This window comes from Aquabacterium sp. NJ1 (genome assembly GCF_000768065.1).
In the GTDB taxonomy this organism is placed as follows: Bacteria; Pseudomonadota; Gammaproteobacteria; order Burkholderiales; family Burkholderiaceae_C; genus Aquabacterium.
This window is the reverse complement of the sequence record NZ_JRKM01000001.1, coordinates 2,552,378-2,577,095: the sequence shown is the minus strand read 5'-3', so window position 1 is coordinate 2,577,095 and position 24,718 is coordinate 2,552,378. Positions and strand designations below refer to the sequence as shown.

The 24,718-nt window shown below is 67.2% G+C and carries 25 protein-coding genes; 14 read left to right on the top strand and 11 right to left on the bottom strand.

The features are described 5' to 3' along the window. Positions 1 to 108: 108 nt before the first annotated feature. A complete protein-coding gene (locus tag JY96_RS11045) occupies positions 109 to 2,124 on the bottom strand; it encodes a monovalent cation:proton antiporter family protein (protein ID WP_035037388.1) in 2,016 nt (671 codons plus the stop codon). A gap of 49 nt (positions 2,125 to 2,173) precedes the next feature. On the opposite strand from JY96_RS11045, the gene JY96_RS11040 reads away from it, so the two are divergent. The 4 genes from JY96_RS11040 to JY96_RS11025 are packed head-to-tail and all read left to right on the top strand — an operon-like array spanning position 2,174 to position 5,173. Then, the gene (locus tag JY96_RS11040) at positions 2,174 to 3,187 is read left to right on the top strand and encodes an SIS domain-containing protein (protein ID WP_035037386.1); all 1,014 of its coding nucleotides are present in this window, start codon (positions 2,174 to 2,176) and stop codon (positions 3,185 to 3,187) included. Next, complete coding sequence (locus JY96_RS11035; RefSeq protein WP_035037383.1) at positions 3,187 to 3,774, top strand: HAD family hydrolase; 588 nt, start codon at positions 3,187 to 3,189, stop codon at positions 3,772 to 3,774. Before JY96_RS11040 ends, JY96_RS11035 begins: the two co-directional genes overlap by 1 nt. After that, entirely contained in the window at positions 3,771 to 4,388 is a 618-nt protein-coding gene (gene lptC / locus JY96_RS11030) for an LPS export ABC transporter periplasmic protein LptC (protein ID WP_035037382.1), read from the top strand. Before JY96_RS11035 ends, lptC begins: the two co-directional genes overlap by 4 nt. After that, entirely contained in the window at positions 4,388 to 5,173 is a 786-nt protein-coding gene (locus JY96_RS11025) for an SDR family oxidoreductase (protein WP_035042327.1), read from the top strand. Before lptC ends, JY96_RS11025 begins: the two co-directional genes overlap by 1 nt. Positions 5,174 to 5,214: 41 nt before the next feature. Here the strand turns inward: JY96_RS11025 and JY96_RS11020 are convergent, their stop codons facing one another. Further along, positions 5,215 to 5,697 carry a hypothetical protein gene (locus JY96_RS11020; RefSeq protein WP_035037379.1) on the bottom strand — a complete coding sequence of 161 codons (483 nt, stop codon included), beginning with the start codon at positions 5,695 to 5,697 and terminating at the stop codon, positions 5,215 to 5,217. A 204-nt stretch (positions 5,698 to 5,901) separates the two neighbouring features. After that, positions 5,902 to 6,384 (bottom strand): RNA-binding protein, encoded by a 483-nt coding sequence (locus JY96_RS11015; protein WP_035037377.1) that lies wholly within the window; start codon positions 6,382 to 6,384, stop codon positions 5,902 to 5,904. Between the two features lie 262 nt (positions 6,385 to 6,646). On the opposite strand from JY96_RS11015, the gene JY96_RS11010 reads away from it, so the two are divergent. Next, a complete protein-coding gene (locus JY96_RS11010) occupies positions 6,647 to 7,636 on the top strand; it encodes a hypothetical protein (protein ID WP_152606457.1) in 990 nt (329 codons plus the stop codon). Positions 7,637 to 7,657: 21 nt separating this feature from the next. Here JY96_RS11010 and JY96_RS11005 read toward each other — a convergent pair whose 3' ends face one another. After that, positions 7,658 to 8,539 (bottom strand): SDR family oxidoreductase, encoded by an 882-nt coding sequence (locus tag JY96_RS11005; protein WP_035037373.1) that lies wholly within the window; start codon positions 8,537 to 8,539, stop codon positions 7,658 to 7,660. 18 nt (positions 8,540 to 8,557) lie between these two features. Between JY96_RS11005 and JY96_RS11000 the strand changes: the two genes are divergently transcribed. Both JY96_RS11000 and JY96_RS10995 read left to right on the top strand, forming a co-directional pair. Further along, positions 8,558 to 8,962, top strand: a complete 405-nt coding sequence (locus JY96_RS11000) for a YchJ family protein (RefSeq protein ID WP_035037370.1) — start codon at positions 8,558 to 8,560, stop codon at positions 8,960 to 8,962. A gap of 147 nt (positions 8,963 to 9,109) precedes the next feature. Continuing rightward, positions 9,110 to 10,138 (top strand): sterol desaturase family protein, encoded by a 1,029-nt coding sequence (locus JY96_RS10995; protein ID WP_161784307.1) that lies wholly within the window; start codon positions 9,110 to 9,112, stop codon positions 10,136 to 10,138. Here JY96_RS10995 and JY96_RS10990 read toward each other — a convergent pair. From JY96_RS10990 to JY96_RS10985, 3 genes are all read right to left on the bottom strand, one after another. Beyond that, the gene (locus tag JY96_RS10990; RefSeq protein WP_035037368.1) at positions 10,110 to 10,361 is read right to left on the bottom strand and encodes a YkgJ family cysteine cluster protein; all 252 of its coding nucleotides are present in this window, start codon (positions 10,359 to 10,361) and stop codon (positions 10,110 to 10,112) included. The genes JY96_RS10995 and JY96_RS10990 overlap by 29 nt on opposite strands. Positions 10,362 to 10,576: 215 nt before the next feature. Beyond that, positions 10,577 to 10,708: a PEP-CTERM sorting domain-containing protein gene (locus JY96_RS23170; protein ID WP_152606456.1), complete on the bottom strand. Its 132-nt coding sequence runs from the start codon at positions 10,706 to 10,708 to the stop codon at positions 10,577 to 10,579. 84 nt (positions 10,709 to 10,792) lie between these two features. Beyond that, positions 10,793 to 11,215 carry a hypothetical protein gene (locus tag JY96_RS10985; protein ID WP_152606455.1) on the bottom strand — a complete coding sequence of 141 codons (423 nt, stop codon included), beginning with the start codon at positions 11,213 to 11,215 and terminating at the stop codon, positions 10,793 to 10,795. 202 nt (positions 11,216 to 11,417) lie between these two features. Here JY96_RS10985 and mnmG point away from each other — a divergent pair, with 202 nt between their 5' ends. From mnmG to JY96_RS10965, 4 genes are all read left to right on the top strand, one after another. After that, positions 11,418 to 13,499, top strand: coding sequence for a tRNA uridine-5-carboxymethylaminomethyl(34) synthesis enzyme MnmG (mnmG, locus tag JY96_RS10980; RefSeq protein WP_035037365.1), 2,082 nt, complete (start codon positions 11,418 to 11,420; stop codon positions 13,497 to 13,499). A 342-nt stretch (positions 13,500 to 13,841) separates the two neighbouring features. Beyond that, positions 13,842 to 14,522: a 16S rRNA (guanine(527)-N(7))-methyltransferase RsmG gene (gene rsmG / locus JY96_RS10975; RefSeq protein WP_035042321.1), complete on the top strand. Its 681-nt coding sequence runs from the start codon at positions 13,842 to 13,844 to the stop codon at positions 14,520 to 14,522. A gap of 168 nt (positions 14,523 to 14,690) precedes the next feature. Then, the gene (locus JY96_RS10970) at positions 14,691 to 15,605 is read left to right on the top strand and encodes a hypothetical protein (RefSeq protein ID WP_152606454.1); all 915 of its coding nucleotides are present in this window, start codon (positions 14,691 to 14,693) and stop codon (positions 15,603 to 15,605) included. Positions 15,606 to 15,634: 29 nt separating this feature from the next. Beyond that, entirely contained in the window at positions 15,635 to 16,462 is an 828-nt protein-coding gene (locus JY96_RS10965; protein WP_052162411.1) for a ParA family protein, read from the top strand. Between the two features lie 2 nt (positions 16,463 to 16,464). Here JY96_RS10965 and JY96_RS10960 read toward each other — a convergent pair whose 3' ends face one another. Then, the gene (locus JY96_RS10960; protein WP_052162410.1) at positions 16,465 to 18,135 is read right to left on the bottom strand and encodes an ATP-binding protein; all 1,671 of its coding nucleotides are present in this window, start codon (positions 18,133 to 18,135) and stop codon (positions 16,465 to 16,467) included. A 71-nt stretch (positions 18,136 to 18,206) separates the two neighbouring features. Then, positions 18,207 to 19,439 carry a glycosyltransferase gene (locus tag JY96_RS10955; protein ID WP_161784306.1) on the bottom strand — a complete coding sequence of 411 codons (1,233 nt, stop codon included), beginning with the start codon at positions 19,437 to 19,439 and terminating at the stop codon, positions 18,207 to 18,209. Positions 19,440 to 19,497: 58 nt separating this feature from the next. Here JY96_RS10955 and JY96_RS10950 point away from each other — a divergent pair, with 58 nt between their 5' ends. From JY96_RS10950 to JY96_RS10940, 3 genes are all read left to right on the top strand, one after another. Beyond that, positions 19,498 to 20,400: a ParB/RepB/Spo0J family partition protein gene (locus JY96_RS10950; RefSeq protein ID WP_035042305.1), complete on the top strand. Its 903-nt coding sequence runs from the start codon at positions 19,498 to 19,500 to the stop codon at positions 20,398 to 20,400. Between the two features lie 73 nt (positions 20,401 to 20,473). Then, on the top strand, positions 20,474 to 21,262 hold the full coding sequence (locus JY96_RS10945) for a trans-aconitate 2-methyltransferase (RefSeq protein ID WP_035037356.1): 789 nt from the start codon (positions 20,474 to 20,476) through the stop codon (positions 21,260 to 21,262). A gap of 22 nt (positions 21,263 to 21,284) precedes the next feature. Beyond that, positions 21,285 to 21,806, top strand: a complete 522-nt coding sequence (locus JY96_RS10940; protein WP_035037354.1) for a flavin reductase family protein — start codon at positions 21,285 to 21,287, stop codon at positions 21,804 to 21,806. A 20-nt stretch (positions 21,807 to 21,826) separates the two neighbouring features. Here the strand turns inward: JY96_RS10940 and JY96_RS10935 are convergent, their stop codons facing one another. Together JY96_RS10935 and JY96_RS10930 are read right to left on the bottom strand one after the other, a co-directional pair. After that, on the bottom strand, positions 21,827 to 23,449 hold the full coding sequence (locus tag JY96_RS10935) for a PAS domain-containing hybrid sensor histidine kinase/response regulator (RefSeq protein ID WP_052162409.1): 1,623 nt from the start codon (positions 23,447 to 23,449) through the stop codon (positions 21,827 to 21,829). 121 nt (positions 23,450 to 23,570) lie between these two features. Next, a complete protein-coding gene (locus tag JY96_RS10930; protein ID WP_035037351.1) occupies positions 23,571 to 24,716 on the bottom strand; it encodes a GGDEF domain-containing protein in 1,146 nt (381 codons plus the stop codon). Between the last annotated feature and the right edge of the window lie 2 nt (positions 24,717 to 24,718).

The following is a 24,718-nucleotide window of genomic DNA, read 5'->3' as shown; positions in this document are numbered from 1 at the left end:
TCCTCTGTGGCAGATACCCGGGACCCTACCCAGGCAAGCAACGGCCACCGAGTTTGCACGGTCTTGGGGCTTCAGCCTAGGGGGGCAATGCGGTCATCCGTGCGGTTTTCAGCCTTTGAGCAACAGGCTTTCGGCCCTGGAGAGGTCCTGGGGGCGTCCGGACAGCACGAGCGTGTCGCCCACGTGCAGGATGATGGCCCCGTCCGGGTTGACCACCTTGCCCCCGGCGCGCCGCACCGAGACCACCGCCACGCCGCTGTCGTGCTGGTTCAGGCAGGCGCTCAAGGGGCGGCCGATGCAGCCTGAATCGGCTGTGAGCGTGACCGACACCAGGCGTTGCAGTTCCAGCTCGTCGACGCTGTCATCGTCGGCGCCATGGAAGTAACCGCGCAGCAGGCCGTAGCGCGCCACCCGCTGGTCCTGCACCAGGCGGATCACGCGGCGGATGGGCACGCCCATCAGGGCCAGGGTCTGCGAGGCCAGCATCAGCGAGCCCTCGATGGCTTCGGGCACCACCACCGTGGCCCCGGCCGCTTGCAAAGCATCCAGCCGCGCATCGTCGATGGTGCGCACGGCCACCGGCATCGTGGGCGCATGCTCGCGCACCAGGCTGAGGATCTTCTTGGCCGAGGGCGTGTCCGGGTAGGTGACCACCAGGGCCGAGGCCCGCGACAGGCCGGCGGCCATCAGGCTTTGCAGCCGGGTGGCATCCCCGAAAGACACGTTCTGCCCGGCGGCGGCGGCTTGTTGCACGCGGTCGGGGTCCAGGTCCAGCGCCATGTAGGGGATGTGCTCCTGCTCCAGCAGGCGGGCCAGGTTCTGGCCACTGCGACCGAAGCCGCAGATGATCACGTGGCGCTCGGTGTTGATGGACTTGGTGGCGATCTTCGTCATGGCCAGCGACTGCATCAACCAGTCCGATGACGACACGCGCATCACGATGCGGTTGCTGTACATGATGATCAGCGGCGTGGCCAGCATGGACAGCACCATGGCCGCCAGCAGGGGGCTTTCGACATGGCGCGGGATGAGGTGTTCGGCTGTGGCCAGCGACAGCAGCACGAAGCCGAACTCGCCCGCCTGCGCCAGGTACAGGCCGGTGCGCAGCGCCACGCCGGTGCTGGCGCCAAACAGCTTGGCCAGCGTGGTGATCAGGCCGAGCTTGAACAGCAGTGGGCCGGTGGCCAGCATCAGCACCAGGGCCCATTGTTCGTACAGGCTGTGCCAGTCCAGCTTCATGCCGATGGTGATGAAGAACAGGCCCAGCAGCACGTCATGGAAGGGGCGGATGTCGGTCTCCACCTGGTGCTTGTATTCGGTCTCGGCGATCAGCATGCCGGCCACGAAGGCACCGAGCGCCAGCGACAGGCCGAAGTGCTCGGTCAACCAGGCCAGGCCCAGGGTGACCAGCAGCAGGTTGAGCATGAACAGCTCTTCGCTCTTGCGGCGCGCGACCATGTCCAGCCACCAGTGCATCACCTTCTGGCCACCGGCCAGCAGCACGGTCAGCAGGGCGCCGGCCTTGAGCGCGGCCAGGCCCAGGGTGCGCGTCATCTCGGAGGCCGAATCCCCCAGGGCGGGGATGAGCACCAGCAGCGGCACCACGGCCAAGTCCTGGAACAGCAGGATGCCGATCACGCGGCGCCCGTGCTCGCTCTCCAGCTCCAGCCGGTCGGCCATCATCTTGACCACGATGGCCGTGCTGCTCATGGCCAGCGCCCCGCCCAGGGCCACGGCACTTTGCCAGTTGATGCCCCAGCCCAGCAGGCCGCCGTGGTGGCCCAGCCAGGCCAGGAAGGCACTCAGCGCCACGTGGCCGACCAGGGTGGCGAGGATCGTCAGGCCCACCTGGCTGAAGCCCAGCCCGAACACCAGCGAGCGCATGCTCTTGAGCTTGGGCAGGTTGAACTCCAGCCCGATCACGAACATCAGGAAGACCACGCCGAACTCGGCCAGGTACTGCACGCCTGCCGAGTCCTTGGCCAGGGCCAGTGCATTGGGCCCGATCACCACGCCCACCGCCAGGTAACCCAGCATGGGGGGCAATTTCATCAGCCGGCACAAAACCACGCCGACCACGGCGGCAAACAGATACAAGAGCGTCAGATCGAGCGTGGTGGCCATAGAGTCCCTAGAATCACCCGATCGTACTCTGTCGACTTCTGACCTGTTCATGCCCGCCTCATCCACTCAACAAGACGCCGTTCAACAAGAGGCCGTCGTCGCGCTGGCCCGCCAGGCCTTTGACATCGAGGCGCGCGCGCTGATGGACTTGCGCGAGCGCCTGCAAGGCGAGGCCGGCGCGGCTTTCACGCAAGCCATCGACGCCATGCTCGCCTGCAAGGGCCGTGTGGTGGTCATGGGCATGGGCAAGAGCGGCCATGTGGGCCGCAAGATCACGGCCACGCTGGCCTCGACCGGCACGCCGGCCATGTTCGTGCACCCGGCCGAAGCCCACCACGGGGACCTGGGCATGGTGCAGCCGGGTGACGTGGTGCTGGCCATCTCCAACTCCGGTGAAAGCGAAGAACTCACGGCCTTGCTGCCCGTCATCAAGCGCCTGGGCGTGCGCCTGCTGGCCATGACGGGGCGCCCCGGTTCGTCGCTGGCTCGCCATGCCGACATCGTGCTCGACTGCGCCGTGGCCCAGGAGGCCTGCCCGCTCAACCTCGCGCCCACCGCGTCCACCACGGCCCAGATGGCCCTGGGTGATGCGCTGGCCGTGGTGCTGCTGGAGCTGCGTGGCTTCAAGGCCGAGGACTTTGCCCGCTCCCACCCCGGCGGTGCGCTGGGCCGCAAGCTGCTGACGCACCTGCGTGATGTGATGCGCGCGGGTGAGGCCGTGCCGCGCGTGCAACCCGATGCGCCGTTTGGCGAGGTCATGCGCGAGATGAGCGCCAAGGGCCTGGGTTCCACCGCCGTGGTGGACGCCGCCGGCCGCATCCTGGGCGTGTTCACCGACGGTGACCTGCGGCGCAAGATCGAAGCGGGGGTGGACCTGAGGGCGATGAGCGCATCGCAGTTGATGACGCCCAAGCCGCGTACCATCCGCGATGACGTGCTGGCCGCCGAAGCCGTGTCCCTGATGGAAGCCCATCGCATCACCACCTTGCTGGTGGTCGACGCCGGTGGCGTGCTGGTGGGCGCCGTCAACACGAACGACCTGATGCGAGCCAAGGTGATCTGATGCGAGCACTTGTTTCGACCCTGACCTTCTCTGCCGCCTTGCGCCACCATGCCATGGGCGTGCGTGCCGCCATCTTCGATGTGGACGGTGTGCTGACCGATGGCACGCTCTACATCAGCGAGGCGGGTGAAACGCTCAAAGCCTTTCATGCGCTGGACGGCCATGGCCTGAAGCTGCTGGCCCAAGGCGGCATCACCCCCATCGTCATCACCGGGCGCGACTCACCGGCCGTGCGCCGCCGCCTGAAAGACCTGGGCGTGAACAACGCTGTGTTTGGCGCGCATGACAAGCTGGCCGCTGCCGAACCGCTGCGTGAAGCCATGGGCCTGCGCTGGGACCAGGTGGCCGTGATGGGCGACGACTGGCCCGACCTGCCCCTGATGGTGCGTGCGGGCTTGGCGGTGGCGCCGGCCAACGCGCATGCCGAGGTCAAGGCCATTGCCCACCACGTGAGTGCCTTGCGCGGCGGCGAGGGTGCTGCCCGCGAATGCTGTGACCTGCTGCTGTGGGCCACCGGCAAATACGATGGCCTGCTGCATGGCCATCTGCAGACCCTGGACACCACCGCCCCTGGAGCGCGCCGATGAACCAGCGCTGGTGGTTGTTGCTGGAACGCGCCCAGGCTGCCTTGCCCCTGCTGGCGGCCGCCGGCCTGGCCGGCTTCACCTGGTGGCTGGTGCAATCCTCGCCCAAGGAGGGCAGTGCGGCGCGGCCCGCCCTGGCCGCCTCCGTGCCGGACTTCGAATTGAACCAGGCCCGCGTGGCCCGCTTTGATGCCCAGGGCCGCATCGAAGCCGTGCTCGATGGCCAGACCATGCGCCACTACCCCGATACCGATCGCCTGCAGATCGACCAGCTGACCTTGTCGGCGCGCGATGACAAAGGGCTGGGCTTGCGCGCCGTGTCGCAACGCGGCGAGGCCGATCGCAAGGCCGAAGTGGTGACGCTCAGCGGTGGCGCCAAGGTCACCGCGCTGCCGGCCACCGACCCCGGTACCGGCTTGCGCGCCGCCCCTGCCCATTTCACGGGCGAGGGCTTGCGCATCGACACCCGCACCCGCGTGGTCTCGTCGGACCAACCCGTGCTGCTGCAACAGCAAGGCAGCGAGGTGCGTGCGCAGAACATGCGTTATGACGACCGCACCGGCATCACCGACCTGGGCGGCCGTGTGCGCGGCCAGTACGAGGTGCCGGCACGATGATGGAGCCCGGCACCCGGCTGGTGTTCATCACGGGGGCCTCCAGCGGCATTGGCCAGGCACTGGCAGCGCGTTACATCGCGGCCGGCTGGCGTGTGGCCCTGGTGGCGCGGCGCGTGGCCGACATGCGGCAGTGGGCCATGGCACAAGGCTGGCCCGCCACGCAATGGGCGGTGTACGAGGCCGACGTGCGGCAGGAGGCCACCGTGGCCGCTGCCGCGCAGGCCTGCTTGCAGTCACAAGGCCTGCCCGATGTGGTGGTGGCCAATGCCGGCATCAGCGTGGGGGTGGACTTGAGCCTGGCCGAAGACCTGGCCGTGCTGCGCGACCTGATGGACACCAACGTCATCGGGCTGGCCGCCACCTTCCAGCCCTTCATCGAGCCGATGAAGCGGCGCGGGCACGGCATCCTGGTGGGGGTGGCCAGCGTGGCCGCCATCCGGGGCATGCCCGGGCACGCCGGTTATTGCGCCGCCAAGGCCGCCGTCGTGCAGATGTGCGAGACCTTGCGGGGCGAGTTGCGCGGCCATGGCATCCGGGTCGTGACCCTGGCGCCGGGTTACATCGACACGCCGATGACGCGCGCCAACACCTACCCCATGCCCTTCCTGATGAAGGCCGAGGACTTTGCCGATCAGGCGTTCAGCGCCATCGAGCACGGTGTGCGCTGGCGGGTCATTCCCTGGCAGATGGGGGTGGTGACCACCCTCCTGCGCTGGATGCCGCGCTGGCTCTTTGACGCCATCGCAGGCTCGCAGCAGCACCGCAAAAAGCAACGCCGCACCTGAGTGCGGCGTTCGGCCGGAATCTGCCTGCTCAGGCGCGAGGGTCAGTGGCCATGCCCACGGCCGTGGCCTCGGCCATGGTCATCGTCGCGGCCACCGCGGTCCCATCGGCCATCGCGATCGTCACCTCGACGGTCCCAGTCACGGCGGTCGTCGCGGCGTTCATCACGGCCACCGTGGCTCCAGCCACCGTCGCGGCGATCGTTGTCGCGCACGAAGTACACCGGCTGGCCACACGCGCGGTAGCGGCCGCAATAACGCGCCCAGTTCTTGTAATGGCCGGGGGGCACATGCATGTAAATGGGCCGTTGGTACACGGCCACCGGCGCCTGCTGGATGACAACCGGCTGCGGGTAGATCAGCGCGGGCGGTTGGTCGCCGATGTCGACACGGCCGTAGAAGCCGGGCTGCGCGACGCTGACGCTGACGCCCACGTTGGTGGAGCCGGCCAGAGCGGCTTGTGCGCTCAGCGCAAGCAGACCGAGCGCACACAGCGCGCGGCGAAAAGAGAAGGAATGCGATGACATGTTCAAGGTCCTGCAAAGGGTGGGCTGGAAAAGCGCCCACGCATCTTTACATTGTGCCCGCACCGGGGCGGCCGGGCGTGTCCACTTGTGTCTGCCATGTTGGCCATGAGATCCGGCCATGAAAAAAGGCGACGCCGTGTGGCATCGCCTTCCTTGGTACTTCGGATTTGTCAGGCCTGGGGGTTCAGGCCTGCTGATGTCCGATCAGTAGCCGCCGCCGTAGCCGCCGCCGTCGCCACCACGGCCACCGCCGTAGCCGCCACCGCCTTCACGACGGCCACCGCCGCCGTAGCCACCGCCGCCGCCTTCACGACGGCCGCCGCCACCACCGTAGCCACCGCCGCCGCCTTCGCGACGACCGCCGCCGAAGCCGCCGCCACCATTGCCGCCACCGCCGTTACCGCCGCCGTAAGGGCTGCGGAAACCAGCAGGACGCTCTTCACGGGGGCGAGCCTCGTTCACGACCACGGCGCGACCAGCCACAGGCTGACCATTGAGGCCGTTGATCGCAGCTTGCGCTTCTGCGTCGTTGCTCATTTCAACAAAACCGAAGCCCTTGGAGCGGCCGGTTTCGCGGTCCATCATGACCTTGGCGGAGCTCACGGCCCCATATTGCGAGAAAGCATCCTGCAGATCCTGATCGCGCACGCTGTAGGCGAGATTGCCCACGTAAAGTTTGTTGCCCACGAGAGAGCCCCTTTCAAAGTAACCATGTGGAGCTTCAACCCATCAGGACCCATTCCAACGACGGTGCCGCTTCCAGACACAGACGAGAACATTATGGGTGAAGCAGCCACATTCATCCAGCGTTTTCAACCCTTATTTAAGCGCTGCTGTCAACCGTCCGCATGCGGTGTTGCACGCTTTCCTCAAATTTACCTAGGGGCTAGCCCCTATGATCAGCGGACATTCAGCGCAAGATGGCACGTCGTGCCCATGGACTTTCAAGATGCCCGATCAGCCGAGTTTTCCGACTTCCGATGCCGAGAATCCCCGCGAAAGTCGGGCTCTTCCAGGCGTGGGCGCGCGATTTGACTGGTGGCAGGCCCTGGTGCGGGTGCTCTCCAGCATCGAGGCCGTGCGCGACGGGCGGGCCATGTACGTGCTGCTGGCGGCGTTTTCGGGTGCGGGCCTGACGCTGGCCATGGCCCAGGCCTCCTTCGGGCGCGGCCAGATGAACTGGGCGATCGGGCAGGGCGCGGCCGCCTTGTTCATTGCCTTTTATGGTTCCAGCGCAGCGGGCCTGCTGCTGATGGACCGCGCCATGGGCCGCCCCAGCCGCGACGTGGGCCAGGCCGTTCAAGACGCGCTGGGCATCGGGCACCGGGTGCTGGCCATCCTGCTGGTGATGGGATTGGGTGCTGCCGCCTTGGCCGGCGGGCTTCTGGGCCTGTACTGGCTGAGCGGCCTGCCCAAGATCGGGCCCTGGTTGTTCGTGCTGGTGGTGCCCCTCACGGTGCTGGTGATCGGGCTGGCGCTGATGGCCGGCGTGGCCGTGGTGGCGCCCCTGACCGGCCCCATCGTCTGGGCGGGGGCCACATCCTGGGAGGGCGTGCGCTTGATGACGCGCCTGATCCGCGAGCGACTGCTGCAGGCCGGCGTGCTGATCGGGGGGCTGAGCGTGGCCACCGGCCTGGTCGGTGCGGCCACCAGCGTGTTCGTGATGGTGGGCGGCCGGGTGATGGCCGAGGCCTCGGTGTTCGTGCTGGGCGTACAGGTCAACCCGGAAGTGCTGATGGCCGGCCTGTTCGGCTACGGCCTGCACAGCATCAACGCGACGGGCATCCCCAAAGAAGCCTACCCCTATATCTCGGCGGCCACGGTGGGCGGCGGCGTGGTGTTCGCCCTGGCCCTGGTGATGCCGACCCTGGTCTACCTGCGTGGGGTGTGCGAGGTCTACCTGGCCCTGATGGCCGCCGACAAGCTGGACGAGGCCTGAGCGGGGCTTTGTCTGATTAGATTAGAAGTGCGACAGGTAGCCGCCGTCGACCGCCAGGGTCTGGCCGGTGACATAACTGGCGGCGCTGCTGGCCAGGAAGACCACGGCCCCGGCGATCTCGGGCGGACGCCCCCAGCGGCCCAGTGAGGTGCGGCGCGCCAGCCAGTCGGCCACCTCGGGGTTGTGCACCATCTCCTCATTGGCCTCGGTGGCGAAATAGCCCGGCGCCACGGCGTTGACCGTGATGCCGCGCGGGCCCAGCTCGGCGGCCAGAGCGCGTGTGGCGGCATCCAGCCCGCCCTTGGCCACGGTGTAGGCCACGTCGCCCGCACGCGAAATGGGCCCGGCGATCGAGGTGATGTTGATGATGCGCGCGCGCCCGGCCGCCGTGGCGCCCGTTTCCAGCATCAGCTGCGCGGCCTCGCGGGCCAGGGCCAGCGGTGCGACCAGGTTGACGTCCAGCAGCTGGCGGATCTCGTCGAGCGGGAAGTCGTCCAGGGCGCGGCGGTTGCGCTGGCCCACGTTGTTGACCAGGATGTCGAGCTGCCCGGTTTGGGCGTGCAAGTGGGCCAGGGCGGTTTGCCGGGCCTGGTCATCGGCGATGTCGAAGGGCAGGGCGTGGACCTGCGGCGACGATGACGCTGCGGCCAGCGGGGTGGCGGGCCGTGTCGATGATGCCGACGGCTGTGGCTCGACGTGCGTCGTGGGGTGCGCCTCGGTGTGCGACCTCAACTGCGCCCGGATGCGCGCCACCGCCTCTGCCAGCGCCGCGGCGTCGCGCCCGTTGAGCCAGACCTGCGCGCCCGCCAAGGCCAGGGCCTGGGCGATCTCGAAACCCAGGCCACGGGTGGCGCCGGTCACCAGGGCCACGCGGCCGTCGAGCTGGAAGGGGTGCATGCTCATGTCATCATTGTGCCCCTCATGAGCCGACGCGCCCCCGCCCCCCTGCCTGACGCCTGCCCCTGCGGGCGCCCCGCCACGTATGCCGATTGCTGTGGGCGCTATCACCATGGGCCGCTGGCCTTGATGGCGCCCGATCCCGAGTCGCTCATGCGTTCGCGCTACAGCGCCTTCGTCAAGGACGAGCGGGCCTACCTGCTGGCCACCTGGTACCCCTCGGCGCGCCCGGCGGTGATCGAGCCGCCCGAACCCGGTCTGCAGTGGCTGGGGCTGGACGTGAAACGTGCCGAGCTGCAGGGCCCGGACCACGGCCTGGTGGAATTCGTGGCCCGCAGCAAGCTGGGTGGGCGCGCCCACCGCCTGCATGAAATCAGCGCGTTCGTGCGTGAAGGTGGGCGCTGGTTTTACCTGAGGGCGCAGGTTTGACCTGACGCAAGCGCGCCGCAGACGGCCGTGGCGCACGCCCCCTCAGGCAAGGGGTTTAACGGCTTCCGAAAGGGCTTCCCCGGGCGACAAGTTCGGGTTAAGCCTCTATGGTTGAGCCCATTGTCAATGCATGTAACGAAGTTCATCATGTCGTTCGATCTCGCACAGCTCAACCCCATCCAGATCATGATGGGGCTCATGGGGGCCTCGGCCGTGGTCATCACGGCCATCGAAGGCGTGATGATCAGCAAGCGCACCGACCGCGAGGCTTACGACTGGCGGGCTTTCTGGACCACCGTCCGCATCAACCTTTTGCGCGTGCTGGTCGAGGCCATCCCCATGGGCGCGGTGATGGGCGTGGCCCTGCCGTTTGGCGCCTGGATGTACGAGCACCGCTTCTGGACGGTGCCCATGGACACCTGGTGGGGCTGGGTGGCCATGTTCTTCTGCACCGAGTTCTTCTATTACTGGCTGCACCGTGCCGGCCACCGCATCCGCTGGTACTGGGCCTCGCACGCCATCCACCACACGGGCAACCAGTACAACCTGGCGGCGGCCTTCCGCCAGTCCATCACCGGCAAGATCTCGGGTGGCTTCGTGTTCTTCGCGCCGCAGTGCCTGTTCGGTTTTTCGCCGGACGCGGTGCTGATGTCCTACGGCGTGAACCTGGTCTACCAGTTCTGGATCCACACCGACCTGATCGGCAAGATCCCGTTCATGGAGGGCATCTTCAACACGCCCTCGGCGCACCGTGTGCACCACGCCGCCAACGTCGAGTACCTGGACTGCAATTACGGCGGCACCATTCTGTTGTTCGACCGCCTGTTTGGCACCTATGTGCCCGAGAAGGACGGCGTACCGATTCGCTACGGCCTGGTCAAGACCCTGACCACCTACAGCGCGCTCAAGACCTGCCTGTTCGAGTGGGGCAATATCTTCAAGGACGTGGGCCGTGCCTTGAAGGGCGGCCACCCCCTGGATGCGCTGGGCTATATGTTCGGCCCACCGGGCTGGGCGCCCAATGGCCAGGGCCTGACGACCGACCAGTTGCGGGCGCAGATGAAGCGCCTGACGGGCTCGGCCACTGGTGCGCCACCGGTCGAGCTGCTGGACAACTGGGCGGGTGTCCCCAAGGACGACCAGGCGCTCAACGGGTCGCCTGCTCCAGTTCGCTGAGCCAGCGCATCGCCTGCTCGCGGCTGTCGCCGCACATCTCCTGGCTGGGTTGCAGCGAGCCGCACACGGCAGGGCGCTCAGGCCGGCCAAACAGGCGGCAACGCAAGGTTTCGTCCAGATGCGGGCAGGGCATGCCGGCGGGTTTGCCGTGAGGCAAGCCAGGCATGGGGGACGAAATGGAGGGCGCGGTACAACAAGCCGCGCAGCCGGGTCTGCAATTCATGGGGCACCTGCAAGGAGGGGCCTGATTGTCGCGTGGAATTCCGCGTGTTGTCGGATGCAGACCGTGGCGCTGTCGTCCGGGAAAAGAGAAACCCTGTTTTGATTTTGGTGACGACAGCGAATGGATCGACTCTAGACAAGCCGGGTTGCGGGCGCCATCCCTAACTTTTAAATGGGCGCATGGTACGGGTCTGGACCGTGAAGGATGTCTCGGTATCAGTCTGGATGTCTGGCGTGCAAGCGGCTCAGGCCGACCAAGGTCAGACCGACCAAGGCGATGATCAGCGACGAGGGTTCGGGCACGGGTTGCAGGCTGCCCACGATGATGCCCGCCTCACGAAACGCCATCGCGCTGTCCAGCAGATGCAGCCCGCCCTGGTCATCCACCTGGATGTGGGCCCAGCCAAAAGAATCGAAGAATCTGGGATCGGGTTAGAGCCAGTTATAGCCTGGGTCCATGTAACTGCGGGTTCGGGCGCCTAGCCAGAAGTCGGTGCCGACTTGTACGGCTTGGGTGCGCATGCCCAGGCTGTATTTGGAACTCCCCATCAGATACGGAAACGCCCCGGCATCGACGTTGGTGTTGGTGAATGTGGCGCCCGGGGTGACCACAAACAGGTCAGAACCTTCGTCTGTGTTGTAGGTGATGCCGGTGATCACGCCTTGTTGGAACGTGAAGAACTGGCCTGTGTAGTCGCCCGCGGGAGTCTGGTTGATTTGCAGTTGCCAACTTGTCGAACCGCCGTCGGGCAAGAGTGCGAACTGGCCTGAGGCCACATTGGCTTGAGCCTGGGTGGCGCCAACGATGAGCACCAGGGTTGGCAGCAACCAGCGCTTGAATCCAGATCTTTGCATGTGGGGTCCCCGGGGTTGTGATTGGTCTGATGTCGACTTTGACCTCGTCGTGTGATGGGGGCATGTACGGTCGACTCTGCCAAATGACCCATACAGGCACCGCAAAACCCCGCCTTTCAGTACAATGGAAGGTTGCTTAAAAATGAGGCAAACGTAGCCGGTGCACCTTGCTGCCGGGGCGCTGCCACCCGAGGCCCAGGCCATGCTTTATCCCCAAGAATTTGACGTGATCGTGGTCGGCGGTGGCCACGCAGGAACCGAGGCCGCGCTGGCCGCTGCCCGCATGGGTTGCGCCACCTTGCTGCTGACCCACAACATCGAGACCCTGGGGCAGATGAGTTGCAACCCGTCCATCGGCGGGATCGGCAAGGGCCACCTGGTCAAGGAGGTCGATGCGCTGGGTGGTGCCATGGCGGCGGCCACCGATGAAGGCGGCATCCAGTTCCGCATCCTCAATTCCAGCAAGGGCCCGGCTGTGCGGGCCACCCGTGCGCAGGCCGACCGCATCCTGTACAAGGCTGCCATCCGCAAGCGTCTGGAGAACCAGCCCAATCTGTGGCTGTTCCAGCAGGCGGTGGACGACTTGATGGTGGAAGGCGACCGGGTGGTGGGTGCCGTCACGCAGGTGGGCATCCGGTTTCGGGCACGCACCGTGGTGCTGACGGCCGGCACCTTCCTGGACGGCAAGATCCACGTGGGCCTGAACAACTACAGTGCCGGCCGGGCAGGGGACCCGCCTGCCGTGTCGCTGTCAGCGCGGTTGAAAGAGTTGAAGCTGCCGCAAGGGCGCCTGAAAACCGGCACCCCACCGCGCATCGACGGCCGCAGCATCGACTTCAGCAAACTGGCCGAGCAGCCAGGTGACGGCGTGGGTCTGGTCGGCACTTGGGGTGAGTCTGCCCCGACCGGCCCGAAGGTGCCGGTGTTCAGCTTTTTGGGCACACCCGATCAGCACCCCCGCCAGCTGCCCTGCTGGATCACGCACACCAACCAGCAGACGCACGACATCATCCGATCCGGCTTCGACCGCAGCCCGATGTTCACCGGCGTGATCGAAGGGGTGGGGCCGCGTTATTGCCCCAGCATCGAAGACAAGATCAACCGCTTTGCGGACAAGGATTCGCACCAGATTTTCCTGGAGCCCGAAGGCCTGACGACCAACGAGTTCTACCCCAACGGGATCAGCACCTCGCTGCCGTTCGACATCCAGCTGGCAGCCCTGCGCACCATGCCGGGCCTGGAGAACGCCTACATCCTGCGCCCCGGTTACGCGATCGAGTACGACTACTTTGACCCGCGTGAGCTGAAGTCCACCTTCGAGACCAAGGCGATCCAGGGGCTGTTCTTTGCCGGGCAGATCAATGGCACGACGGGTTATGAAGAGGCGGCGGCCCAAGGGCTGTTCGCCGGCTTGAACGCCGCGCTGCAGGCGCAAGGGCGCGAAGCCTGGGCGCCGCGCCGCGACCAGGCCTACCTGGGTGTGCTGGTCGACGACCTGATCACCAAGGGGGTGACCGAGCCCTACCGCATGTTCACCAGCCGGGCCGAGTTTCGCCTGCAGCTGCGAGAGGACAACGCCGACATGCGCCTGACCGAGATCGGCCGTGAGCTGGGGCTGGTGGATGATGCCCGCTGGGTTGCCTTCAATCGCAAGCGCGACGCTGTTTCACGTGAAACAGAGCGACTGCGCTCGACCTGGGTGCGGCCGGCGACGCTGCCTGCTGCAGATGCGGAGCGCCTGCTGGGCAAGGCCTTGGAGCGCGAGTACAACCTGGCTGAGCTGCTGCGCCGGCCGGGTGTGGACTATGACAAGGTGTGCGAGGCGGGGGTGATTGCCGCCGAACGCCAGGCGGCCATCCGTGCCGAGGCGGGTAAAACCGCCAGCACGGAGGGTGCTGTTTCACGTGAAACAAGTGGCCCGGTCGATCGCGCGGGCATGCATGCCGAACTGGGTGAGGCCCTGGCCGAGGCGGTGGTCGAGCAGGTGGAGATCAGCATCAAGTACGCCGGCTACATCGACAAGCAGAATGACGAAGTCGAGCGGGCCGCCTACTACGAGAGCCTGAAGCTCCCGGCGGAGCTGGACTATATGCAGGTGTCAGCGCTGAGCATCGAGGCGCGCCAGAAGCTGAGCAAGCATCGGCCCGAGACCTTGGGCCAGGCCTCTCGCATTTCGGGCATCACGCCAGCGGCCATCTCGCTCTTGCTGATCCACCTGAAAAAGGGGCGCTTCAAGGGCTTTGCGGCCAACGACAATGCAGGGGCTGGGAACGAGGCTGCCTGATCGGGGCCTGGTCGGGGCCCGATGTTGGTCCTCTGGTATTGGTCTGTTGGTTTGCTTGGCCTGCCATCGGCGGGCGCGGGCAACAACCGGGTGTCTCGGCTGCTGGCCGCAACGCGTTTTTGAATCGGTGGCTGTATGCCTGGGGTGTACGGCCACTGCTGTTTTTCTGGAGTGGGGATGTCATCTCATCGCAAGCGGGGCTCGCAACGTGGGGCCTCTTCGTCGGGCCTGTACCTGTTGCGCGAGGCGCTGAACGGCAAGCCTGGTGGGGCCAAAGCGGGGGCCAAACCGGCGAGCAAGCCGGCCAGCCATCCGGTGCACAAGGCGCCAGCCAAGCCTGCCGTGGTCTGGTCTCAGGCGCAGTGGGAGGCGGCGCTGCCTCCGGTGCTGGCCGGGTTGGCCTTGCCGGTGGATGCCGAACAGGTGCAGAAGCTGGCTGCCTATATGGTGATGCTGGCGCACTGGAACAGCACCTTCAACCTCACCGCCTTGCGTGATGCGCCGGACATGCTCACCCATCACCTGACGGATTGCCTGACGGTGCTGGCACCCTTGAACCGTCACCTGGACGCGGTGCGCGCGGGCAGGGCGGCGGAGGCCGGCCCGATCAGGTTGCTGGATGTGGGCAGTGGCGGGGGGCTGCCCGGCGTGGTGCTGGCGATCTGCTGCCCGGATGTCCAGGTGAGTTGCGTGGACACGGTGGGCAAGAAGGCGGCCTTCATCCGCCAGGTGGCAGCCGAGTTGCGCCTGCCCAATCTGCGTGGGGAGCACGCGCGGGTGGAGCAACTCAAGGGCCAGTATGAGCTGATCACCTCGCGGGCGTTTGCGTCCTTGCTGGATTTCGTCTCCCTGACGCGGGCCATCCTGGCGAAGGGGGGCGTGTGGATGGCCATGAAGGGCAAGCAGCCGGATGATGAGCTGGCGGTGTTGCCGGCCGATGTGGATGTGTTTCACGTGGAACAACTGCAGGTGCCCGGGCTGGATGCCGACCGCTGCCTGGTGTGGATGCGGCCCAGGAACTGAGGCAGGGCAACCGAGGCCGAACAGCCCAGACCGCCACCGTGGCGGGTTGAATTCCAGCCACAGCAACCGCAACTTTCTTGATGCCTGCCACGCATCTCTTGTCGGGCACATGAGATGCTTCGGCATGGAACACCATTTCAAAATGGCCTTTGTGCAGGAGACAGACAGATGAGCGTTCGAGTTTGGAAGCGGATCGCGCTGACGGCCGCCTTGTTGGTTTGGGGGGCAGCGAGCCAGGCTCAGACAACGAAGGGCAGTGCAGCGGGCGTCGGCGTGAGCCCGAGCCCCACGAGCGGGCAGGGCGCGGTGCCTCAGGTCCGGCCGGCACCGGTGACGGGCCGTGTGGCCCCCGACCCCACCGCCGTGGCCTTGCGCCCGGCCGCTCAGCAGCCCGTCACCTCAAGCGCCCGGCAGGTGCCCCCACCGGCCAACCCGAATGAGCCCCTGTTGATGCCGGAGTCCGAGCAGGTGAAGGCCGCACCCAGTGCGCGCCACGCCCAGCATGCCCCGGTCGCCGGCCAGGAGGCCGCCGCGCCAGTGACGACGCCGGCCCGCCAACACGTGGACCGCACGCGGGGCGTGAAGAAGACGAACGAGACCCAGCCTCGTCCGCATGAGCGCAGGGTCAAGGGCAAGCCGCACCATGCCGGCCAGAAGGCCTCGTCGGTTGAACCCAAGGACGAGCGACACCACGGTGGCAAACGGGGCAGCCTGGCACCGGGCAAGCCGGGCAAATCGGGCCGACACGTCGCGGCGCTGAGCCCGCAGCACGCCCAGCCTGCTGGCGGCGCGGCCCCGCACCACGTGAAGCGGGCGGGTACGCACAAGGCGGCGCACAAAGCGGCGCACAAAGCGGCCACGCAGGCGGCCACGCAGGCGGGCGAGCGCCAGGGTGGGGCGCAGCACCCATCCTCCGTGGCGCACGGCCAGCGGGCTGGTGCACCACGGCCTCATGCCGGGCAGCCTGCCCACGTGAAGCACGCCGGCACCAGCGGCAAGGCCCGCCACGCCCATGCGGCGGCGGCCAAGGCCTCCGCGCCTGTGGCCAAAAAGCCCGTGCACCACAAGCACCGCAGTGCCTGATCCCGGATCCCGGCTGAGATAATCAAGCCATGCCGCACATCTTCTGTATCGCTAACCAAAAGGGCGGGGTGGGCAAAACCACCACCACGGTCAACCTGGCTGCCGGCCTGGCCCAGATCGGCCAGCGCGTGCTGATCGTCGACCTGGACCCGCAGGGCAATGCCACCATGGGTTCAGGTGTGGACAAGCGCACCTTGCCCCACAGCGTGTACGAGGTGTTGCTCGAAGAGGTGTCGATCGCCGAGGCGCGCGCGCGCAGCCCCAAGGGCGGCTACGACGTGCTGGGGGCCAACCGCGAGCTGGCCGGCGCCGAGATCGAGCTGGTGACGCTGGAGCGGCGTGACCGCCGCCTGAAGTCGGCCATCGAGGCGGCCGCCGATGACTACGACTTCGTGCTGATCGATTGCCCGCCGTCCCTGAGCCTGCTGACGCTGAACGGGCTGACTTGCGCCCATGGCGTGATCGTGCCCATGCAGTGCGAGTACTTCGCGCTCGAAGGCCTCACCGATCTGGTCAACACGGTCAAGCAGGTGCACGCCAACCTGAACCGCGAGCTGCAGCTCATCGGCTTGTTGCGCGTGATGTTCGACCCGCGCATCACCCTGCAGCAGCAGGTCAGCGAACAGCTCAAGTCGCACTTCGGCGACAAGGTGTTCGATGCCGTGATCCCGCGCAATGTACGCCTGGCCGAAGCGCCCAGTTATGGCGTGCCCGGTGTGGTGTTCGACCCGTCCAGCAAGGGTGCGCAGGCCTTTATCGGCTTTGCCCACGAGCTGGTCAAGCGGGTGGCACCCAACATCAAGATCAGCAAGCCCAAGAAGGCCGCTGCGGCCAACGCGGGCACGGCCTCGGCCTGAACTCAGCTTGACGGTGGGGCCGGCCCGTCCAGGGGCAGGGCCTCTTCCAGGCAGCGCAGCAGCGCCATCACGTCCAGCGGTTTGGTCAGGTAGGCCTTGAAGCCATGGGCCCTGGCCGCGTGGATGCGGTCGGGCATGGCGTCGGCCGACAGCGCCACGCGGGGGATGTCGCGTGTGGCGTCTTCGGCGTCCAGCGCGGTGGCCAGGTCCAGCCCGGTCATGTCGCCCAGGTGCATGTCGATCAGCATCAGGTCCGGCCGGTGCCGGCGGGCCACCTCCAGCGCGCGCTTGCCGTTCATGGCCACCAGCAGGCGCCAGTGCGGGCGCAGCTTGATGACCTGGTGGACCAGGGCCACGTTGACCTCGTTGTCTTCGGCGTACAGGATGGTGGCGGGACGGGCGAACAGGTCGCCGTCGGACAGCGGGATCTGGTCCGTGACTTCGGGTTCGCTGTCGGCCGCAGGCAGGGTGATGCGAAAGCAGCTGCCTTCGCCGGCCTGGCTTTCCACCTCGATGCGCCCGCCCATGAGCGACACCAGCTTGTGCACGATGACCAGGCCGATGCCGGTGCCTTCGATGCCGCTTTGCTCCACGCCCAGGCGGTTGAAGGGCTGGAACAGCTGGGCCTGTTGCTCCGGGCTCATGCCGATGCCGCTGTCCTGCACCTCGATGAGCACCTCGCTGCCGGCGCGCCGCGCACGCAGCTGCACGGTGCCACCCGCGCGGTTGTACTTGATGGCATTGCTCAGCAGGTTGACCAGTACCTGACGCAGGCGCACCCGGTCGGCCAGCGCGTACACATGGCTGCCCACGCCGTGCGTGTCGATGCGGATCTGGCTGTGGCGGGCCAGGGCGCCGACCATGCTGAGTGCGTCGTCGGCCACCAGGTCCACGTCCTGAGACTCGATGGACAGGGGCAGGTCACCGGCCTCGATGCGTGAGAGGTCCAGCACATCCCCCAGCATCGACAACAGGTGCTGGCCGGCCTTTTCGATGAGGTTGACGCGGCGGCGGTGCTCGTCGCCGAACACGCTGCTGCGGTCCATCTGCAGCAGTTGGGCAAAACCGATGATGGCGTTGAGCGGGGTGCGCAACTCGTGGCTCATGCGCGAGAGGAACTCGCTCTTGGCGTGGTTGGCCTGGTCGGCCGTCCGGGCGTCGATCAGCGCCTGGGCATACAGCTTCTGCTCGGTCACGTCCTGCGTGTAACCGTACCAGGCGGTGCTGCCGTCCGGCCCTTCGCGTGCGGCCATGGCCTGGCCGGCCATCCAGCGTTGGCCCTTCTTGGGCAGGATGGTGCGGTATTCGAACTGCTGCAGCTTGCCTTCCTGGTCCGCGATTTCACGGCTCAGTTGCTGCACCAGGGGCAGGTCGTCGGGGTGGATGCGGTGGTAATGGGCGCTCCAGTCCAGGCCGGTGGCTTGGGCGTCCAGCTCATACAGTTCGGCGGCTCGTTCGCTGATGTAGTGCAGCTGGGCCTCACCGCCGGGTGGCACCACCACCTTGAACAGTACGCCGGGCACGTGTTGGCTCAGGCCCGCCAGCAGGCCCTCTCGCGCTTTCAGGCGTTTTTCGGCCTTGGCCAGTTGGGCGCGTGTCTGGGCGAGCTCTTGTTGCAGTGCAGCAAGCGCGTCGTCACCATCGGGCGTCGGGGTGGGCGGCGAGGCATCCATGTGTGCGTTATCGACTGGCCGGCAATCGGGTGTAGTGAGTGTGTGGCTGGTTGACCCTGGCGTTGTGGGGCTCAATGCCCATTCAACAGCGACTCGCAGGCGGCTGTCAAAGTCTGGTTCAAGGAGTCCGGACGGAAGTCACGATAACGATGGGCCATGGCCTGCGCGGCGGCCCGGTAGCTGGCCGTGTGCAGCAAGGTTTGCAGCAGCTGGGCGTAGGGCGCGGGCTGGCCATGCGCGGCCGCGTTCAGGCCGGCACCCAGTTGCACCACGCGCTGGGCGTTGAGGAACTGTTCGGCCTGGGTGGGCAGCAGCAGCATGGGCACGCCCGCCAGCAGAGCTTGGGCCAGGGTGGCTTCGCCGGCATGGCTGATCAACAGGCTGGCTTGCGGCAAGGCCTGGGCCAGGTCCACCGGGCGGCCGGCATAACGGATGCGCGGCGAGGCCAGCGGGGCAGGGCGGCCGGCGGCCACTTCGGGCAGGTAGCACAGCGTGCGGCAGCCGGCCTGGTCCAGCGCCTGCAAGAGCGGCAGCAGGTCGCCATGGGTGCTGCGCACATAGGCAAACACGCAGGGGCCGTCGCCATCGGGCCAGATCGGGGCCTCACCGCCTTCGTTCAGGAAGGTGGGGCCCAGGCCTGCGTCGATGTGATCAGATGCCGTGGGCAGGGTGTGGCGTTGGTCATGACGCTGATAGGGGTCCAGCTCGGGCCAGCAGCACAGCAGGGCCTGCTCACCTCGCAAGATGGTGCTCAGGCGGGGCACGGCGGGCACCCCATGACGGGCCAGCACGGTGTTGACGGTTTGCGTGACACGCTGCTCCCAATAGGCCACACGCCCGGGCTCGATGGGCTCCCAGGTGCGAAACGGGGGCAGGGGGCTGGCGTCGGGCGGCAGGTAGAAGCCGCCGCCCACCGTGGCCACCGGGATGCCCTTGATGCGCGCGGCGATGGTGGCGGTGGGTGCGTAGTCGGCCACCAGCACATCGGGGCGGATCAGGTCGAGCGCGGCCAGCCAGCCTTGCACCAGGCCGTCCAGGTGATCAGGCTGCAAATAGCCGTTGCCCACCAGGATCTCGGTGAGGCTGATGGTGGGGTTGGGGCCGCCGACGGTCTGGTGCATCCAGAAGGGCGCTTGCAGCAAGCGCAGGCCCAGGTCACCCAGCACGCTGCGGGCATGCACGATCTCGCGCAGCATGAGGTCGACCTCGTGGCCGTGCGCGCGCAGGCCTTGCGCCAGGGGCCTGAAGCGGCTGGCATGGCCCAGCCCGTCGCCCAATTCCCAGGCCAGTAAAAAGCGGGCCATGCCGATCGTCTCCATCCAGGTGTTCAATGGATTGTAGAAACATCGGACAATGGCGCCCATGGCGACCAAAAAATCCAAAGGCCTGGGCATGGGCCTGGAGGCCCTGCTGGGCCCCAAAATCAGCGATCAACCTGCGGCCACGCCGGAGGGCGGTGCACCGTCCGTGCTGCGTCTGGACCTGATGCAGGCGGGCAAGTACCAGCCGCGCACGCGCATGGACGAAGGCTCCCTGTACGAGCTGGCCGAGAGCATCAAGGCGCAGGGCATCATGCAGCCCATCCTGGTGCGGCCTGTGGGCGGTGGCAAGTACGAGATCATCGCGGGTGAACGCCGCTCGCGTGCCGCCAAGCTGGCCGGCCTCACCGAGGTGCCGGTGCTGGTCAAGGAGGTGCCGGACGAAGCCGCCGCCGCCATGGCGCTGATCGAGAACATCCAGCGCGAGGACCTCAACCCGCTGGAAGAGGCCCAAGGCCTGCAGCGCCTGACGGTCGAGTTCGGCCTGACGCACGAGCAGGCCGCACAGGCCGTGGGGCGCTCACGCAGTGCGGCCTCCAACCTGCTGCGCCTGCTGAACCTGGCCGAGCCCGTGCAGGGCATGCTGATGGCCGGTGACATCGACATGGGCCATGCCCGCGCGCTGCTGCCGCTGGACAAGGCCGTGCAGATCACCACGGCCAATGAGGTCGTGGCCCGCAAGCTCAATGTGCGCGAAGCTGAAAAGCTCGTGGCCAAGGTGCAGGGCGCCGGCCGCCAGACGCCGCTGCTGCGCGTGAAGTCCGAGAAGTCGCGCGATGTGGTGCGCCTGGAAGAAGAACTGTCGGACATCCTCACGGCCCAGGTCGAGATCAACGTCAAGCGCAAGACCAAGCGCGGCGAGCAGGGCGAGATCACCATCCAGTTCGGCAGCCTGGACGAGCTCAATGGCCTGATCGACAAGCTGCGCGGCGGCGCGGCCGAGTGAGGCCCGGCTAAGCCCCGCTCGGACACCGCCGTCCACCACCACCCACCCACATGACCACGGAGCCCCATCAGGCATGCTGACCTGGCCTTTGCCGGCCTTGCTGACCTGGGCCCTGGCCTGGGGCCTGGCGCTGGCCTTGCGGGCCGTGCAGGCGCCTCTGTGGGCCGTGCTGATGCTGCCCACGGCCCTGGGTGTGTGCGCCACCTGGCTGCCCTTGGTGGCGAGCACCACCTGGCGGCGCGTGTTCGTGGCCGCCGGCTTCCCGCTGAGCGTGCTGGCGCTGGGGCAGGGCGCGGGCTTGCCCGCCTGGTTGTGGCTGGCGCCGCTTGCCTTGTTGCTGCTGGCCTACCCGGTGCATGCCTGGCGCGATGCGCCCGTGTTCCCCACCCCGCGTGGCGCCCTGCGTGAGCTGCCCCTTCATGCGCCACTGGTGGCTGCGGCCGATCAGGCCAATGTGCAGATCCTGGACGCCGGCTGCGGCATGGGCGACGCGCTGGTCGAGCTGCATGCGGCCTACCCGCAGGCGCGCCTCCACGGCATCGAGTGGAGCTGGTTGTGGCGCGTGGTGGCGGGCCTGCGCTGCCCCTGGGCCCGCGTGCGCCAGGGCGACATGTGGGCTCAGAGCTGGGCCGGCTTCGACCTGGTCTACCTGTTCCAGCGGCCCGAGACCATGCCTCGTGCCCTTGAGAAAGCCCTGCGCGAGATGCGCCCGGGCAGCTGGCTGGTGAGCCTGGAGTTCGAGGCGCGCGATGCCCAGGGCCTGTCGTTGAAACCGCACGCACGCCTTCAGGCAGGGGGGGGACGCCCTATATGGGTGTATCGAATCGTTTCCCATGGCACGGGACGCCCGACTACACTGTGAGGCATCTCAGTGAAAGCCCTGAATGACTTTGCCGCTCGACACGGTGTCTGAACACGAGACGCTGCCCTTCACCACCGACGACCTTCGTTCCGCTCTGGGGCAGTTTGCCACCGGCGTGACGATCGTGACCGCGCGGGACGATGAAGGCCGTCTGGTGGGGCTCACGGCGAATTCCTTCAACTCGGTGTCGCTGACGCCGCCGCTGGTGCTGTGGAGCCTGGCGCGGCATTCGAGCACCATGGCCGGCTTCCTGAGCGCACGGCACTACGCCATCAATGTGCTGGCCGCCGACCAGCGCCCCTTGGCCGAGCGCTTTGCCCGCCGCGGCATCGACCGTTTCGAGGGCGCACCCTGGCACGCCGGGCTCACCGGCGCACCCGTGATCGACGGGGCCGTGGCGGTGTTCGAGTGCACGCACCGCAGCCAGTACGACGAAGGCGATCACATCATCTTCGTCGGGCAGGTCGAGCATTGCCGCCGCCGCCTGGGCGCCGCGCCGCTGGTGTTCCACGGCGGCCGCTTCTTCACCGACCTGCCGATCTGAGGCCTGGCGGGGGGCGGTCCTCAGCCCAGGTCCGGTGCCGCGCAGCGGTCCAGCAGCTTGAGGAAACGGGCCACGTCCAGGGGCTTGGTCAGGTACTCCACAAACCCCCGCTCGCGCGCCTGGCTGATCTGGTCGGGCATGGCATCGGCAGACAGCGCCACCCGCGGGATGCTGGCGGTGGCGGCGGTCTGCGTCAGTGCGTCGGACACGTCCAGCCCGCTCATGTCGCCCAGGTGCATGTCCAGCAGCAACAAATCAGGTGGGCTGGATTGCGCCATGGTGATGGCCTGCTGGCCGCTGTGGGCCACTTCCAGGTGCCACTGAGGCCGCATGCGCATGACCTGGCGCAGCAGCTCCACATTGATCACGTTGTCCTCGGCGTACAGCACGGTGCGCTGGGCCGCGCCGAGTTCATCGAGCGCCCCAAAGCCCGAGCGCGAGCCCAGCTCGGCGCCATCGGTGTCCAGGGCGAGGGGCCGTGCCAGCGGCAGCCAGACCCGAAAGCTCGTGCCATTGCCGGGTGTGCTGCTGGCTTCGATGCGGCCGTCCATCAGGTCCAGCAGGCGCTTGACGATGACCAGGCCGATGCCCGTGCCCTCGATGGACGTGCGCTCTGCCCCCAGGCGGTTGAAGGGCTCGAACAGGTGCTGCATCTGCTCGGGCGTCATGCCCTGGCCTGTGTCGCTGACGGTAATCAGCACCTGCTCGTTGAGCGCCATGGCCTCGACCATCACCTGCCCGCCGGCGCGGTTGTACTTGATGGCGTTGGACAGCAGGTTGCTGAGCACCTGGCGCAGGCGCACCCGGTCGGCCTTCACGTACACGCCGGCATCCGGCAGGTGCTGGATCAGCTTGAGACCGGCATCGGCCGCCTGGTTGCTCACCAGCGCCAGGGTCTCTTCCATGACCTTGCTGACGGCCAGGGTCTCGATGGACATGGGCAGGCTGCCCGCTTCGATGCGGGAGAGGTCCAGCACGTCGGTCATCATGGCCAGCAGGTGGGCACCGGCTTTCTCGATGTGCTCGACCTTCTGGCGCTGGGCCTCGTTGAGCGGGTTGCGCGGGTCCACGCGCAGCAGTTGCGCAAAGCCCAGCATGGCATTGAGCGGGGTGCGCAACTCATGACTCATGCGCGAGAGGAACTCGGTCTTGGCCTTGCTGGCGCGCTCGGCCGCCCGCGCCGAGCTCAGCGCCTCCTGCATGCGCACGCGCTCGGTGATGTCCTCGATCACCGACACCATCTGCACTGGGTGGCCCTTGGCATCGCGCAGCATGACGCTGTTGAGCATGGCGTAGACGACCTGGCCGTCCGGGCGCACATAGCGCTTCTCGCGCGCCATGCGGTCCTTTTGGCCTGTGAGGATGCCCTCCATGGCGGCGGCGCTGCCTGCCGCGTCATCGGGGTGGGAGATGTCCTGGTAGTGCAGGCCGATGAGGTTGTCGCGGCTGCGGCCGGTGATGTCCGCAAAACGCTGGTTGACCTCGACGAAGTGACCACTCGGCGTCAGGCGGGCGATGCCCACACCGGCGGCCTCGAACATGGCGCGGTAATGCTGGTCACCCGAGAGGGCGTCGATATCGGGCGCCTGGCTCAGATCACCGGGTGGCAAGGCGTTGGAAGCACCGTAGGTTGGGCTGGACATGGGGACAGCGTCAATCGGACACCACCCCTCGAGGCAGGCCGCTCATGGTGCGGCTCAACCCCGGCTCCTCCTCGATATGGACCGGACGGTGGTGACTTCCGGTGCCATACCGGTAACTGTCTCACACTTGGTCGTCCTCGGCCAGCGGTGTGCGGGTCGTGTGACTTTGGTCGATTGGCGGAGGCAACATCAACTCCACCCGGTTGCGGCCATGCGCCTTGGCCTGGTAGAGGCCACGGTCGGCGCGCTCCAGCGTCTCGTGCAGGGGCTCGCCCGGCGGGTGTTCGGTCAGGCCAGCCGAGAAGGTGACGCGCACACCGTTGCCCACCACCACTTGCTGCAACGCCGCCTGGAAACGGGCCAGCGAGGCCTGTGCCCCATGCAGGCCCGGGTCCGGCGCGGTCAGCATCAGCAGGAACTCTTCGCCACCCCAGCGTGCCAGCACGTCGGTCTGGCGCAGCTCCTTGCCGATGGCTTCGGCAAAGGCCTTGAGCACCATGTCGCCCATCTGGTGGCCGAACTGGTCGTTGACATGCTTGAAGTGGTCCAGGTCCATCAGGGCCAGGCAGAAGCCCTCGCCGCTGCGCAACTGGCGCTTGTACTGCTGCTCCAGCAACTGGTGCATGTGGCGGCGGTTGTGCAGGCCCGTGAGCTCATCGCGGGTGGCGACTTCGTGCAGCATCGACAAGGCGTGCTGCAGCTCCTGCTTCTGGTCGACCAGCCTGGTGCGCAGCTTGGCCACGTGCGAGGCCACCGTCGAGATCACCGGCAGGGTGCAGGCAGCCAGCACGAACTTCATCAACTCCATGCGCGCATCAACCTGGCCGGGCTCGTGCAGCGTCAGCCAGGCCATGGCCAGGCCGAGGAAACCGAAGGTGGTCACGCCCATGATGCGCACCTGGCGTGGCGTGAGCGTGATCATGCTGAACACCATGACCAGCGCGATCAGCAGCAGCACCGCATTGCGCATGGGCCCCACGATCACATAGGCGATCAGGATGGAGGCCATGGCGAACAGGCACTGCGGCAGGTCCATGCCGGGGCTGCCCAGCCGCTTGGAGATGCCGGTGCGCACCAGCAGGTAAAACAGCGGCACGCCCGTCCACATGAAAGCCACCAGCGGCATGGCGGTGCGCGCGGGCACCTCCCGGATGTGCACGAGGTAGAGCAGGATGCCGGTGCAGGCCGCATAGCCGTAAAGCGCCAGCAAGGTCATGGTGACGCGGGCGCGCAGCTTGGGTTCCGTTCCCAGGACAAGGTCGCTCAATT

Bases quoted from the DNA above. Each gene is read 5' to 3' on its own strand.
- JY96_RS11045 (WP_035037388.1), bottom strand. From the start codon at position 2,124: ATGGCCACCACGCTCGATCTGACGCTCTTGTATCTGTTTGCCGCCGTG.
- JY96_RS11040 (WP_035037386.1), top strand. From the start codon at position 2,174: ATGCCCGCCTCATCCACTCAACAAGACGCCGTTCAACAAGAGGCCGTC.
- JY96_RS11035 (WP_035037383.1), top strand. From the start codon at position 3,187: ATGCGAGCACTTGTTTCGACCCTGACCTTCTCTGCCGCCTTGCGCCAC.
- lptC (WP_035037382.1), top strand. From the start codon at position 3,771: ATGAACCAGCGCTGGTGGTTGTTGCTGGAACGCGCCCAGGCTGCCTTG.
- JY96_RS11025 (WP_035042327.1), top strand. From the start codon at position 4,388: ATGGAGCCCGGCACCCGGCTGGTGTTCATCACGGGGGCCTCCAGCGGC.
- JY96_RS11020 (WP_035037379.1), bottom strand. From the start codon at position 5,697: ATGTCATCGCATTCCTTCTCTTTTCGCCGCGCGCTGTGTGCGCTCGGT.
- JY96_RS11010 (WP_152606457.1), top strand. From the start codon at position 6,647: ATGCCCGATCAGCCGAGTTTTCCGACTTCCGATGCCGAGAATCCCCGC.
- JY96_RS11005 (WP_035037373.1), bottom strand. From the start codon at position 8,539: ATGAGCATGCACCCCTTCCAGCTCGACGGCCGCGTGGCCCTGGTGACC.
- JY96_RS11000 (WP_035037370.1), top strand. From the start codon at position 8,558: ATGAGCCGACGCGCCCCCGCCCCCCTGCCTGACGCCTGCCCCTGCGGG.
- JY96_RS10995 (WP_161784307.1), top strand. From the start codon at position 9,110: ATGTCGTTCGATCTCGCACAGCTCAACCCCATCCAGATCATGATGGGG.
- JY96_RS10990 (WP_035037368.1), bottom strand. From the start codon at position 10,361: ATGAATTGCAGACCCGGCTGCGCGGCTTGTTGTACCGCGCCCTCCATT.
- JY96_RS23170 (WP_152606456.1), bottom strand. From the start codon at position 10,708: ATGGCGTTTCGTGAGGCGGGCATCATCGTGGGCAGCCTGCAACCCGTG.
- JY96_RS10985 (WP_152606455.1), bottom strand. From the start codon at position 11,215: ATGCAAAGATCTGGATTCAAGCGCTGGTTGCTGCCAACCCTGGTGCTC.
- mnmG (WP_035037365.1), top strand. From the start codon at position 11,418: ATGCTTTATCCCCAAGAATTTGACGTGATCGTGGTCGGCGGTGGCCAC.
- JY96_RS10970 (WP_152606454.1), top strand. From the start codon at position 14,691: ATGAGCGTTCGAGTTTGGAAGCGGATCGCGCTGACGGCCGCCTTGTTG.
- JY96_RS10965 (WP_052162411.1), top strand. From the start codon at position 15,635: ATGCCGCACATCTTCTGTATCGCTAACCAAAAGGGCGGGGTGGGCAAA.
- JY96_RS10960 (WP_052162410.1), bottom strand. From the start codon at position 18,135: ATGGATGCCTCGCCGCCCACCCCGACGCCCGATGGTGACGACGCGCTT.
- JY96_RS10955 (WP_161784306.1), bottom strand. From the start codon at position 19,439: ATGGCCCGCTTTTTACTGGCCTGGGAATTGGGCGACGGGCTGGGCCAT.
- JY96_RS10950 (WP_035042305.1), top strand. From the start codon at position 19,498: ATGGCGACCAAAAAATCCAAAGGCCTGGGCATGGGCCTGGAGGCCCTG.
- JY96_RS10945 (WP_035037356.1), top strand. From the start codon at position 20,474: ATGCTGACCTGGCCTTTGCCGGCCTTGCTGACCTGGGCCCTGGCCTGG.
- JY96_RS10940 (WP_035037354.1), top strand. From the start codon at position 21,285: ATGACTTTGCCGCTCGACACGGTGTCTGAACACGAGACGCTGCCCTTC.
- JY96_RS10935 (WP_052162409.1), bottom strand. From the start codon at position 23,449: ATGTCCAGCCCAACCTACGGTGCTTCCAACGCCTTGCCACCCGGTGAT.